This window comes from Streptomyces sp. SID9727, assembly GCF_010550605.1.
In the GTDB taxonomy this organism is placed as follows: Bacteria; Actinomycetota; Actinomycetes; order Streptomycetales; family Streptomycetaceae; genus Streptomyces.
In genome coordinates, this window is sequence record NZ_JAAGNI010000182.1 from 1 (window position 1) to 12,682 (window position 12,682).

General features: G+C 71.3%; 11 protein-coding genes. 8 read left to right on the forward strand and 3 right to left on the reverse strand.

Going from position 1 to position 12,682, the window contains the following annotated elements; all coding sequences use genetic code 11:
* Positions 1 to 479: 479 nt before the first annotated feature.
* The 3 genes from G3I41_RS12165 to G3I41_RS12175 all read right to left on the reverse strand — a co-directional run bounded on the left by G3I41_RS12165 (position 480) and on the right by G3I41_RS12175 (position 4,770).
* On the reverse strand, positions 480 to 1,808 hold the full coding sequence (locus G3I41_RS12165; RefSeq protein ID WP_164400222.1) for an SGNH/GDSL hydrolase family protein: 1,329 nt from the start codon (positions 1,806 to 1,808) through the stop codon (positions 480 to 482).
* A gap of 193 nt (positions 1,809 to 2,001) precedes the next feature.
* Positions 2,002 to 3,708: a methionine--tRNA ligase gene (gene metG / locus G3I41_RS12170; RefSeq protein WP_164400223.1), complete on the reverse strand. Its 1,707-nt coding sequence runs from the start codon at positions 3,706 to 3,708 to the stop codon at positions 2,002 to 2,004.
* A 96-nt stretch (positions 3,709 to 3,804) separates the two neighbouring features.
* A complete protein-coding gene (locus G3I41_RS12175; RefSeq protein ID WP_239081596.1) occupies positions 3,805 to 4,770 on the reverse strand; it encodes a hypothetical protein in 966 nt (321 codons plus the stop codon).
* A 167-nt stretch (positions 4,771 to 4,937) separates the two neighbouring features.
* On the opposite strand from G3I41_RS12175, the gene G3I41_RS12180 reads away from it, so the two are divergent.
* The 8 genes from G3I41_RS12180 (at position 4,938) to G3I41_RS12215 (ending at position 12,643) form a co-directional block, all read left to right on the forward strand.
* Positions 4,938 to 5,186, forward strand: coding sequence for a hypothetical protein (locus G3I41_RS12180; RefSeq protein WP_164400224.1), 249 nt, complete (start codon positions 4,938 to 4,940; stop codon positions 5,184 to 5,186).
* A 24-nt stretch (positions 5,187 to 5,210) separates the two neighbouring features.
* Entirely contained in the window at positions 5,211 to 5,624 is a 414-nt protein-coding gene (locus tag G3I41_RS12185) for an SseB family protein (protein WP_343242106.1), read from the forward strand.
* Positions 5,621 to 6,277, forward strand: coding sequence for a hypothetical protein (locus G3I41_RS12190; RefSeq protein ID WP_164400225.1), 657 nt, complete (start codon positions 5,621 to 5,623; stop codon positions 6,275 to 6,277). Before G3I41_RS12185 ends, G3I41_RS12190 begins: the two co-directional genes overlap by 4 nt.
* A 2-nt stretch (positions 6,278 to 6,279) precedes the next feature.
* Positions 6,280 to 10,998 (forward strand): putative T7SS-secreted protein, encoded by a 4,719-nt coding sequence (locus G3I41_RS12195; RefSeq protein WP_343242107.1) that lies wholly within the window; start codon positions 6,280 to 6,282, stop codon positions 10,996 to 10,998.
* A gap of 110 nt (positions 10,999 to 11,108) precedes the next feature.
* A complete protein-coding gene (locus tag G3I41_RS36785; protein ID WP_164400226.1) occupies positions 11,109 to 11,441 on the forward strand; it encodes a hypothetical protein in 333 nt (110 codons plus the stop codon).
* A 163-nt stretch (positions 11,442 to 11,604) separates the two neighbouring features.
* Positions 11,605 to 11,955, forward strand: coding sequence for a hypothetical protein (locus G3I41_RS12205; protein ID WP_164400227.1), 351 nt, complete (start codon positions 11,605 to 11,607; stop codon positions 11,953 to 11,955).
* A gap of 15 nt (positions 11,956 to 11,970) precedes the next feature.
* Positions 11,971 to 12,264 carry an RNA-binding protein gene (locus G3I41_RS12210; RefSeq protein WP_164400228.1) on the forward strand — a complete coding sequence of 98 codons (294 nt, stop codon included), beginning with the start codon at positions 11,971 to 11,973 and terminating at the stop codon, positions 12,262 to 12,264.
* A 64-nt stretch (positions 12,265 to 12,328) separates the two neighbouring features.
* Entirely contained in the window at positions 12,329 to 12,643 is a 315-nt protein-coding gene (locus G3I41_RS12215) for a hypothetical protein (RefSeq protein WP_164400229.1), read from the forward strand.
* Positions 12,644 to 12,682: the final 39 nt, after the last annotated feature.

The following is a 12,682-nucleotide window of genomic DNA, read 5'->3' on the forward strand; positions in this document are numbered from 1 at the left end:
GGTCGCGGTCCGGCCGTGCGCGCGTCCGCCCCGGCGGACCTGAGCCGGCGGGGTGGCCGGTCGTCGTCGGACACCCGGCCGTTCCCTCCGGGCGGCCGGACGCGGCCCGCACGGCCGGAACACGCCATGGGCGTGCCGGGGACGGGGTGGCTGGCATGGCTCTCCTCTTTCCTCCGCGCGGACCGGGCGACCGGAGCCGGGCCCAGGGCAGCGCGCCGCCTGACGTGCGCGGCGGTCGCGTCACCCCTCGTCACGTCCAGTGAACTCCCCGCGAGCACGTGAGGGAAGGAGCAGGTGACCGAAAATGTGTGATCGGCGCGAACTCCTGGGCAGTTATGAGCAGTTGGATTACTCCTGAGCCGCCCGCGCGTCGGACGGCGGCGGGCGCCGCATGGCCGGTTCGGTGAGTCGCACCGGGGGAACGCGAAAGGCGGGTCCGCGCACCCGGAACCGGTGCGCGGACCCGCCCTGCGAGGCGGTCAGTTGTAGCCGAAGCCCGCCGGGAGCGGCGACGGCTCGAACAGCCGGGCCGGGACGGCCTCGGCGAGGGCCCGGTAGCCGGCCGGGTTCAGGTGCAGGTGGTCGCCCACGTCCAGCGAGGCGCGGAGCGCGGCGGGCCGGTGCGGGTCGCGCACCGCCCGGTCGAAGTCCAGCACCGCGTCGAACCGCCCGCTGGTGCGGATCCAGGAGTTGACCGTGCGCCGGGCCTCCTCGCGGTACCCGTCCGGGTCGTCGTAGCCCGTGTTGCCGCCGAAGGGCGTCAGCGTCGCCCCGTACACCCGGATGCCCTGCGCGTGGGCGCGGGTGATGATCTGGTCGTACGCGGTGATGACGGCCTCGGCCGTGCGCTTCTGGGCCTCCGGGGTGGCGTCCGCCGTGCCGATGTCGTTGACGCCCTCGAAGACGATCAGCCGGTCCGTCCCGCTCTGCGCCAGGACGTCGCGGTCGAACCGGGCCAGCCCGTTGGGGCCCAGGCCGTCGGCGAGCAGCCGGTTGCCGCCCGCCGCCTGGTTGACCACGGACGTCCGGGCCGTCAGCCGCCGCTGGAGCACGTCCGGCCAGCGGTCGTTCCCGTTGGTCGTGGAGCCCCGGCCGTCCGTCAGCGAGTCCCCGAGCACGGCCGTCGCCGATGTGGTGCCCCGGGCCCAGACCTCGACGCCGCTGAGGAGGTACCAGTGGTCGGTGGTCGTCGCGCCGGGCAGGTCCCCGTCCCGTACGTGGTCGCCGCGCAGCAGGTACGAGGTCGTGCGGGAGCCCGGGTGCGAGGTGAGGGCGGTGGACGCCTGCCCGGTCGCCAGGTAGACCGTCGCCGTGAGGTTGGACCCCGGGGCGACCCGGAAGTCCAGCGGGTCGGAGACGGCCTGCGCCCCGGCCGGTACGTCGATGGACGCCGAGCCCCGGAAGGTCACCGTGTGCGAGGTCCCCGGACGGATCGCCCCGGTCCCCGCCTTCCCGTTCAGCGGGAGGGCCACGGAGACCTCGGTGATCGGCAGCACCGCACCGCCGAACGCGTTGGAGAACCGCAGCCGGATGTGGTCGCCGCCCGCCGAGACGTGGACGGTCTGCCGCAGCGTCGTGTCCGTCAGCACCGAGTCGTCGCCGGTGAAGGGGGCCGGGGGCATGTTCGACGGTTCCGTCAGCTGCGGCATCGACGTCCAGGTGCTGACCCAGTGCGCGCCGCGTTCCCGGGGGCCGGGCGCGCCGCCGGAGTGCGCGTCACCGGCGCCGAGGGCCGGGGCGACGGCCGCGAGGGTCGCGCACAGCGCCCCCGCGGTGATCAGGCTGAGGAGCGACGTTCTTCGCTTCATGGCGGTGTTCCCTCTGCGTGGTGGGGTTCTCCATGCACACGTGCGTGCCCCGGCCGGGCATGCGGCAGGCTAGCGCCACCGGAACTTTCGGTCAACGGTTCGAAATGTTTCGACGCAGTTCGGCGCAGGGCCCGAACGCGAAGTCGCCCGGCCGTTAGGACCCGGCCGGGCGACGACGTACGACTGTGCGGGACTACTGGGCGCCGAAGCGCGAGCGCCACGCCTCCAGGTCCTCGTCGGTGATCTTGGCGAAGAGCACCGGCGGCACCGTGAAGGCGGTCCCGGCCGGCACCGACGCCAGGGCGCGGGCCTCGTCGGCGCTCACCCAGGTCGCCGTGTCGTCCGCCAGGGCGAACGCCTCGCGCATGGCCCGCGCGGACGAGGGGATGAACGGCTCCGAGACGACCGCGTACAGGTGGATCAGGTTCATCGCGGTGCGCAGGGTGAGCGCGGCGCCCTCCTGGTCGGTCTTGATCTCCAGCCAGGGGGCCTTCTCCTCCAGGTAGGAGTTGCCCGCGCTCCACAGCGCCCGCAGGGCCTGGGCCGCCTTGCGGAACTGGAGCGCCTCCATGTGGCCCTCGTACTCCGCGAGCAGCCGCGCGATCTCCTCGCCCAGCTTCCGCTCGGCGTCCCCGGCCTCCTTGCCCGCCGGCACCTCGTCGCCGAACCGCTTGCGCGAGAAGGACAGCACCCGGTTCACGAAGTTGCCGAGGGTGTCGGCCAGGTCCTTGTTCACCGAGGTGGCGAACAGCTCCCAGGTGAAGGACGTGTCGTCCGACTCCGGGGCCTGCGCCATCAGGAAGTAGCGCCAGTAGTCGGCGGGCAGCAGTTCGAGGGCGGTGTCCGAGAAGATGCCGCGCTGCTGCGACGTCGAGAACTTGCCGCCGTAGTAGTTCAGCCAGTTGAACGCCTTGACGTGGTCGACCCGCTTGACCGGCTCACGGGTGCCGATCTGCATGGCGGGGAACATCACCGTGTGGAACGGGACGTTGTCCTTGGCCATGAACTGCGTGTACCGGACGTCGGACGCCTCGTACCACCAGGACCTCCAGTCCCGGCTCTCCGGCTCCAGGTCCGCCCACTCCTTCGTCGCCCCGAGGTACTCGATGGGGGCGTCGAACCAGACGTAGAAGACCTTGCCCTCGGCCGCGAGCTCCGGCCAGGTGTCGGCCGGGACGGGCACGCCCCAGTCCAGGTCACGGGTGATCGCCCGGTCGTGCAGGCCCTCGGTGAGCCACTTGCGGGCGATCGAGGACGCCAGGTGCGGCCACTCGTCGCTGGTCTCGTCGATCCACGCCTCGACCTCGCCGGACAGCTTCGACTGGAGGAGGAAGAGGTGCTTGGTCTCCCGGACCTCCAGCTCGCCGCTGCCGCTGATCGCGGAGCGCGGCTCGATCAGGTCCGTCGGGTCCAGGACACGGGTGCAGTTCTCGCACTGGTCGCCGCGCGCCTTGTCGTACCCGCAGTGCGGGCACGTACCGACGATGTAGCGGTCCGGCAGGAAGCGGTCGTCGGCGATCGAGAAGACCTGGCGGATCGCCCGCTCCTCGATGAAGCCGTTCTCGTGCAGCTTGCGGGCGAAGTGCTGGGTGATCTCGCGGTTCTCGGCGGAGGAGCTGCGCCCGAAGTAGTCGAACGCGAGCCCGAACCCGTCGTAGACCGCCTTCTGCGCGTCGTGCTGCTGCGCGCAGAACTCGGCCACCGGCAGTCCGGCCGCCTTCGCGGCCAGCTCCGCCGGGGTGCCGTGCTCGTCGGTGGCGCAGATGTACAGCGCCTCCTCGCCCCGCTGGCGCAGATACCGAGCGTAGACGTCCGCCGGGAGCATCGACCCGACCAGGTTCCCCAGGTGCTTGATCCCGTTGATGTAGGGAAGCGCGCTGGTGATCAGGTGTCGAGTCATCGTCGGATGCTCCCAATTTCTACTGTGTGGGTGCCTCTGTCGCAGGCCGTTCGCATCCTATCGAATGGGGACCAGGCCCCTTTACCGGATTTCCGGCTACTCGCGCAGTGCGACGCCGTGGCGCGTGCGCAGGCGGTGGATCTCCCACCAGGCCAGGGCCGACACGGACGCGGGGCCGCCGACCAGGGCCAGGACCTGGACGAGCGCCGGCCCGGGCGGCGGGCCGCTCACCACGAAGCCGATGATCATGAACTCCCACACCAGCACCCCGGTGAGCAGGGCGGGCAGGGCCGCGTGGACCTCCGAGGTGCTGAAGCCGCTTCGCACGACCGGTCCGGAGGCGAACAACACGAAGAGCACGATCCAGGCCATGGCCAGGTAACCGACGAGCGTGAGGAGGAAGCCCAGCAGGGCGGACTCCGCCCCGGTGCCGGTCTCCGCCCGGGTGATGCCCCAGGCGAGAAGGACCGCGAGCAGCGGGATCAGGCTGCACGCGCCCAGGTACCACAGGGCCGACCGTCCGGCGGCGCGCAGCCGCGGCCGCATGGCCGCCCGCTTCGCCGGCGAGGCCCACCGGTAGATCAACGCGACCACGAGGGGGGCGCTGAGGAGCAGCAGCCAGGGAGTGGCCATCAGCCGTATCACGTACTGCTCCTGGGCCTCGGCCATGTCTCCCGGCTTGCCGTACGCGATCAGCAGCAGGACCGAGATGGCGGCGGCGGCCCAGGCCCGCGCCCGCTGCGCCTGCACCAGGTCGGGGTCGCTGAAGCGGCGCCCGTGCACCGGGAAGGCCCTGCGTGCCTGTCGCCGGGCCGACCTGGCCAACGGGTAGGCGGCCAGTAGGGGCAGCGTCATCCCCCAGGTGCACGGAAGCAGGATCAGCGCCCAGACGCAGCCGTGGACGCGCTGCCGCCTGCCTCTGAGCAGCTCACCGAGGGTCGGCCAGTCGTCGCTGCGCAGCCGTTGCCACAGGGAAGGCCGCGGCGGGGCGTACGGAGGCGGGTACGGGCCGCCGCCCGGGGGCCAGGGCGGCGGGTAAGGGTTGTATCCCCCGGTACTCATGTCGCGTCCCTTCCCTGCCGTCATCGCGGTGACGAGCTGTCAACCAGTGGGGCGCGACGAGGATATGGGTGCTCAGGGGAATGCCCGGAGTGCGCCCTGGAATCGCCCGGCCAACGCCCCGCCGGGTCTGACGGGATCGCCGCACGCGCGCTGCGCACGCCCTGTTCGTGGGCATCGACGACCACCCGGACGCACCGCTGAGCGGCTGCGGCAACGAGGCGCGGATGGCGAAGAGTTGGTCCCTGGTCTGCCACGACAGCGCGCTCCCGGGCGGGGAGCTGCTGCGGGACACCGAATTCGGCGCCCTGCCCGACGGCGGGGGAACGGCCCTCACCGCATTTTCGCGAGGGCGGACAGGCGCAGGACCCGGCGAGAACCACCGGCCCCGCCGGGCCTCCTCGTCTACGGTGGCGTGAGTCGCCGCCGAAGGGGGAGGGGCCGTGGAGCGATCAGGTGCAGGGCCGGCCGAGCGCATAGCCGAGCGGAGGAGTGGCGCCGGGGACCCGCGGGCGCTGGTCGGTGAGATGCGGCGCGCGGTCCTTTTGGTGCCGATGACCGGCGACCGGCTGTGGTCCGCGCGGATGGGCGGGGTGCGGTGGATCCACGGCTTCACGGACGAGGTGGCGCTGGCCCGGTTCGTCCGGCACCACCTCCCGGGCGACGAGCCCGTGGAGTACGCGACGCTGTTGGGCGCGCGGATCGTGGACGAGATCGTGCCTGCCCTGGGCGAGCCCGCCGGTCTCGCGGTGGACATCGCGACGGAGGACGGGGCGATGTTCTTCCCGCCGGTCGTCGGCATCGTGCCGGAATCGGCCGCCGTCGACACCGGCGAGGCGTCGGAGGTGCGGGCATGAGCGGCGACGGCGCGGATCTGCACCTGGACAAGACGTCGGTCGCCAAGTTCACCAAGGGCCTGAACACGACGATCGACGAGCTGGGGGACCTCGGCGGCGCCACCGGTTCGGTGACGGGCAAGGGGTTCTCGGAGCTGGCGATGACCGGGATGGAGACCGGGCACCACGGCCTCTCGGTGGACTTCGAGGACTTCTGCGAGCGCTGGGAGTGGGGCGTACGGGCCCTGGTACGGGACGCGAGCGGGATCGCGAACCGGCTGGGCCTGGCGGCGGGTACGCAGTGGGCGAACGATCAGTACCTCGCGGGCACGCTCAAGGTGGGCGCCAACGCCGTGTTCGGCGGGAACCCGCACGCGACCGAGGAGGAGATCGCGCGGCAGGACTGGGGCGACGTCTTCACGCCGGACTACCTGAAGCCGGACTACAGCCCCGAGTCATTCGAGAAGGCCGGCCAGGACATGGAGCAGACCTGGAAGGACACCGGCCGCACGGTCCTCACGGAGGGCACCGGCGGCCGTCGGTCCGACATGTTCAACAGTGCGCTCGGGATCTCCGACCAGCAGTTCGACGGCATGCTGGACGAGACGTTCGGCCCGTCGCCGGAGGAACGCGCGCAGCAGGCACAGCAGCACAGTGAGCCGGGGGGCAACTGACCGTGGGTATCGGCGACATCATCAGCGACCTCACGCCGGACTCGGTCGAGGACGCGGTCGAGGACGGACTCGAGTGGGCCGGTGACCGGGTCGAGGACGTGGGGAACTGGACTGCCGACCGGCTGGACGACGTCGGCTGGGAGTCCGGTGCGGACTGGGTGCGCGAGCAGTCCCGTTCGGTCGCCAACCGGCTGGGCGCCGAGGCCGACGAGATGGACCTGGGGCAGACCGAGGACAAGACCAAGCTGATCTACGGCAGCCCCGGCAAGATCGACGCCACGGTGACGAAGCTCCGCGCGTTCCAGTCGGCCTTCGACGGCACCGGGGACGGGCTCAAGGGGCTGAACTCGGGCGAGCTCAAGGGGGAGACGGCGAACGCCCTGCGCACCGCCGTGAGCACGCAGCCGCCGAAGTGGTACGCGGCAGCCGACGCCACCACCAAGGCGCTGGGGGCGCTCGACGCGTTCGCGGACACCGTGAACTGGGCGCAGGGCCAGGCGCAGACCGCGATCGACAAGTGGAAGGAGGGCGTGAAGGCGTCCGAGGACGCGGCGGACGTCCACCGCAAGAAGGTGGACGACTACAACAGCGCCGTCGACCGATACAACGCCCAGCCCGCCGACAAGCGCGACCCGTCCTCACTGCCGCCGAGGCCGGCTTCCACGTTCACGGACCCCGGCAAGAAGCTGATGCAGGACGCGCAGGACATCCTCACCGAGGCCCGCCGACAGCGGAACACGGCAGCGGAGACCGCCCGCACGGCGGTGCGGGCCGCCCGCGACATGGCGCCGAAGAAGCCGTCGTACGCCGAGCAGGCGCGGGACGGGTTCGAGGAGTCCCAGGTCATGGGCATGCACCTGGACGGCGGGATCATCAAGGCGTCGGCGGGCATCGCCAATTTCGTGCGCGGCATCAACCCGATGGACCCGTACAACCTGACGCACCCGGCCGAGTACGCGACCTCGCTCAACAGCTTGGCCGCCGGTCTGGTGGTCGCCGCGAACGACCCGGTCGGCACCGGCAGCCGGATGGTCAAGGACTTCATGAAGGACCCGGCCGAGGGCGTCGGCCGGCTCATCCCGGATCTCGCGCTGACCGTTGCCACGGGCGGCGGCGGCGCCGCGGTGAAGGGCCTGCGCGTCGTCGACGAGGCGTCCGACATCGCCCGGCTGCGCAAGGTGGCGGACGACGCCCCGGAGGGCACCCACACCCGCAAGCCCGGCGAGCGCGTCACCGACGGCACCGACCCGGTCGACCTGGCCTCCGGCCGGATGTTCCTGCCGCAGACCGACGTCGTGATCCCCGGCATCCTGCCTCTGCTGTTCACCCGCCGCACCGAGTCCGGCCTGACCGCCGGCCGCTTCATGGGGCCCTCCTGGACCTCCACCGTCGACGAGCGCTTGCTGATCGACTCCATCGGCATCCTCCACGTCACCGCCGACGGCCTCCTGATCCGCTACCCGCACCCGGCCCCCGGCGCGCCCGTCCGGCCCGAGACGGGGCGGGCCCGCACGCTGCTTGCCCGCGACGCGAACGGCGACTACACGGTCACCGACCTCGACAGCGGCCTGGACCTCGACTTCGACGGGCCGCGCGGCGCGGAGCCCGGCGGCGACGGCGTGGCCTGGCTCGCCGACCTCACCGACCGCAACGGCCACCGGATCACCGTCGACCGCGACGAGGAGGGCCTGCCGCTGGCCCTGGTCCACTCCGCGGGCCGGCGGCTCGCCCTGACGACCGCCGACGGCCGGATCACCGCCCTGTCCCTGACGGGCGCGGGCGAGGACGGCGCGGACCTGCTCCTGATGAGCTACGGCTACGAGGACGGCGACCTCACCACCGTCACCAAGCCGTCCGGCGCCACGACCACCTTCGTCTACGACGACCGCCGCCGCGTCATCGCCTGGATCGACTCCAACGGCAGCCGTTACGACTACGTCTACGACGACCAGGACCGCGTCGTCGCGGAGGGCGGCGAGGCCGGGCACGTACAGATCACCCTGGCGTACACCGACCCCGACCCCGAGACCGGCCACCGCACCACCACGCTCACCACCGCCGACGGCCACACCACCCACCACCTTTTCGGCCCCGGCTGCCGCCGGCTCGCCGTCACCGACCCGCTCGGGCACACCACCCGGTTCACCCACGACCCGCACGGCAACCTGCACTCCCGCACCGACCCGCTGGGCCTGCGCACCGCCTTCGCGTACGACGAGGAAGGCCGGCTCGTCGCCACCACCGCGCCCGACGGCGGCGAGCTGCGCACCGTGCGCGACCCGTCCGGCCTGCCGGTGGAGATCATCGGCCCGGACGGCAACCGCGTGCTCCAGGAGTTCGACGAACGCGGCAACCGCACCGCGATCACCGACCCGGCCGGGGCCACCACCCGCTGCACCTACGACACCGCCGGCCGGCTCACGTCGGTCACCGACGCCCTCGGCGCCACCACCCGCGTGGAGTGCGACGCCGCCGGCCTGACCGTACGGGTGACCGACCCCGGCGGCGCCGTCACCCGCACCGAGCGGGACGCCCTCGGCCGGCCGGTCCGCATCACCGACCCGGCCGGCGGCGTCACCCGCCTGGAGTGGCACCCCGACGGCAAGCTCGCCCGGCGCACCGCACCCGACGGGGCCACCGAGTCGTGGACGTACGACGGCGAGGGCAACGCGCTCACGCACACCGACGCGTCGGGCGGCGTCTCCCGCTTCGAGTACACCCACTTCGACCTCCTCGCCGCCCGCACCGGACCGGACGGCGCCCGCTACGAGTTCGAGCACGACCGCGCGCTGCGCCTCACTCGCGTCACCAACCCGCAGGGTCTGGCCTGGAGTTACGCGTACGACGCGGCCGGCACCGTCACGTCCGAGACCGACTTCGACGGCCGCACCCTCACGTACGAGACGGACGCGGCAGGCCGCCTCACCGCCCGCACCGACGCCCTCGGCGGCACGATCACCTTCACACGCGACCCGCTCGACCGGGTCCTCCGCAAGGACGTCGACGGCCGGGTGACGACGTACGCCTACGACCGGGCGGGGCGCCTGCTCGAAGCCGTGGGCCCGGAGAGCGAGATCCGCTACCAGTACGACCGCTCGGGCAGGACCAAGACGGAACTGGTGGACGGCCGTCCCCTCTCCTACGCGTACGACGCGCTGGGCCGCCGTACCCGGCGCGTCACACCCACGGGCCACGTGACCTCCTACACGTACGGTCCCGACGGCCGCGCCCACAGCCTCACCAGCGGTGGCCACCGCATCGGCTTCACCCACGACGCCGCCGGGCGCGAACTCACCCGCGCCTACGACGACGCGCTGACCATGACCTCCGCCTGGGACGAGGCCGGACGCCTCACCGCCCAGCACATCGACGCCGGGACCCGCGCCGTCAACAGCCGCGTCTACACCTACCGCGCCGACGGCCACCTCATATCCGTCGCCGACCGGAAGTCCGGCACCCGCACCTTCGACCTCGACGCGGCGGGCCGCGTCACCGCGGTCCACGCCCGGAACTGGACCGAGCGCTACGCCTACGACGACGCCGGCAACCAGACCTCCGCCACCTGGCCCTCCGCCCACCCCGGCACCGAGGCCACCGGCTCCCGCGCCTACACCGGCACCACCCTCACCCGCGCCGGAGACGTCCGCTTCGAGTACGACGCGCTGGGCCGGGTCACCCTGCGCCGCAAGACCCGGCTCTCCCGCAAGCCCGACGCCTGGCGCTACACCTGGGACACGGAGAACCGCCTCACCTCCGTCACCACCCCCGACGGCACCCGCTGGCGCTACCGCTACGACCCGATCGGGCGCCGTACCGCCAAACAGCGCCTGACCGCCGACGGGAACGTGGCCGAGGAGACCCGGTTCACCTGGGACGGGCTCACCCTCTGTGAGCAGACCACCCACCAGCCCGACGACCCGAACTCGGTCGCCCTCAGTTGGGACCACCGCGGCCTCGCCCCGCTGTCCCAGACCGAACGCATCCTCACGGCCGACGACCGGCAGACGGAGATCGACCGTCGCTTCTTCGCCATCGCCACCGACCTCGTCGGCACCCCCACCGAACTCATCGACGGGACCGGCCACATCGCCTGGCGCGCCCGCGCCACCCTCTGGGGCACCACCGCCTGGTCCCGCACCAGCACCGCGTACACCCCCCTCCGCTTCCCCGGCCAGTACTACGACCCGGAATCCGGCCTCCACTACAACGTCTTCCGCCACTACGACCCGGAAACCGGCCGCTACGCCTCCCCGGACCCGCTGGGTCTGGCGCCGGCGCCCAACCCCGTCACGTACGTGGACAACCCCTGCACCTGGGCCGACCCCTTGGGCTTGGCGCCGGACTACCCGGGCGACGGTCCGGCCGTTGGCGAGTACACATCCAAGGGTGAGGGAAAGGACCTCAAACGCTCGGCGATGGTCGGCGACGACCAATGGCACTTCAATACCGGTCACGGCTATGCCCGTGAGCACACTGGGCCGGGCGGGATTACAAACACTCCGAGCTCCACCAACTTGGGCCCGGACCGGATCGAACGAGCGATCGTTTCCGATGTGTACGCGTACATGAGAGACGGCGGGAGCGTCCCTCGTCCCGGCACCCCCGAGTTCACCGGCCCGCTCGACAGGTCCGTGCAGTTGGACGGACACAACTTCGGCTATCGGGTCATTCACCGGCCCGACGGTGCCTATCAGCTGTCCACCTACTGGCTGAACCCGTAGTGAGCGGTTCATCGAGTTGCAAACTGACTGCTAAGGTCTGGGCGCCTGTCCCGCCAACGGACGCCGCCGCCGTCCGGAAAATCGGTGAAACCCGTTAGGAGAAGCACACAGTGCCCGACCCGACCCTCGCTGCCAGGAGCCTCAGCCGGGCCATCGACAGCGCCGACAGCCGGCAGATCAACGAAGCCACCCGCGATTTCGTCGAGAAGCTCACCTTCGCGACGGCCGACGAGATTCTCGCCATGCTTCGAGAGGTCCTTGCCGAGGACTGGATGGCGCTGCCGCCCTGGGCGCGGAATCTCGCCTACCGCCTGGCCTGCCTGCAACGTCCCGATGACCCGCGACTGCTCCGGGAAGCGGCCGCCGACCTGCTGTGCTTCGGACCCGACTGGGACGCGTTCGCCGAGGAACTCAAGGGGCGTGCGGCGGAACTGGAACAGTGACCGTCCCGCGGAGATCCCAGGGACGGTCCGTTGGGTGAGCGGGGAAGGCCCTGACAGTGCAGGGAGAAGCGAACGCGCTGGTCAGGGCCTGTGCGGTCAGCACTTGATGATGTTCACCGCGAGCCCGCCCCCGGCCGTCTCCTAGTGCTTGGTGAAGGCAGACATGTACCGAGAGTTCCTGACCCCCGACGACAAAGAGATCTACGAGGCCACCGGCCAATGGCCGGACGCGGACGAGAGCGGTGCGCGGGTCCTCACCCTGCACGATGAAGCGGGGCAGTCGGTCTCCTTCTCCTACGACGCGGTGGGGGGATCGGTGAGGATCCGCTGGGCGAACGATCAGGGGGCCGAGGTGCTGGACATCTTCCGTGAAGGCGCGACGCGTCTCTCCTTCACCTCGGGGAATTCGTCCAAGGGAATTTCCATTGAATTCCACATGGGCGAGTGCGCGGGCACCATGGAGATTCAGGTGACGCCCCGAATTTCGGTGCGCGACCGCCTGTTGTTCCAATAGGCAGCCTGGGAAGACGTGAAGCTTCGGCAGCTGGTCGGCAGCAGGGTGTACGGGGTGGTCCGTGTGCGGCGCCCGTTCGGAGTGTTCATCGGGTGGGACGGCGCTCCCGAGGTCATCGCATTCCTGGACATCGCCTCGTACAACCCCGATCCACCGGTGGACGAACTGCCCGAGGTCGGAGAAGGAGTCTCCGGCGAAGTGACTTTCCACGACGACCGAAAGAGGCAGATCCGAGTGCGGGTGGGCGCACCGTTCTGGAACGACGACGCCGGACGGACGGACACGGGCGGGAGCTCAGGTGCGGACTGAACCCGGCACCCCCGGCGAGTCAGCAGAACCTGCCAGGAGAGCGAGAGTCGCCCGGCCCGGCCCCGTGGCCAGGCGCCTGAGCCGGGCCATCGACAGCGCAGACAGCCGGGAGATCAACGAAGCCACCCGCGATTTCATCGAGGAGGTCACCTTCGCGACGGCCGCCGAGATTCTCGCCATGCTCCGCGAGATCCTGGCCGAGGACTGGATGGCGCTGCCGCCCTGGGCGCGGAATCTCGCCTACCGCCTGGCCTGCCTGCAACGTCCCGATGACCCGCGACTGCTCCGGGAAGCGGCCGCCGACCTGCTCTGCTTCGGACCCGACTGGGACGCGTTCGCCGAGGAACTCAAGGAACGCGCGGCGGAACTGGAACAGTGACCGTCCCGCAGAGATCCCAGGGACGGTCCGTTGGGTGAG

Coding starts and splice junctions, on each gene's coding strand:
- G3I41_RS12205 (WP_164400227.1), top strand. CDS start 11,605: ATGTACCGAGAGTTCCTGACCCCCGACGACAAAGAGATCTACGAGGCC.
- G3I41_RS12190 (WP_164400225.1), top strand. CDS start 5,621: ATGAGCGGCGACGGCGCGGATCTGCACCTGGACAAGACGTCGGTCGCC.
- metG (WP_164400223.1), bottom strand. CDS start 3,708: ATGACTCGACACCTGATCACCAGCGCGCTTCCCTACATCAACGGGATC.
- G3I41_RS12165 (WP_164400222.1), bottom strand. CDS start 1,808: ATGAAGCGAAGAACGTCGCTCCTCAGCCTGATCACCGCGGGGGCGCTG.
- G3I41_RS12175 (WP_239081596.1), bottom strand. CDS start 4,770: ATGAGTACCGGGGGATACAACCCTTACCCGCCGCCCTGGCCCCCGGGC.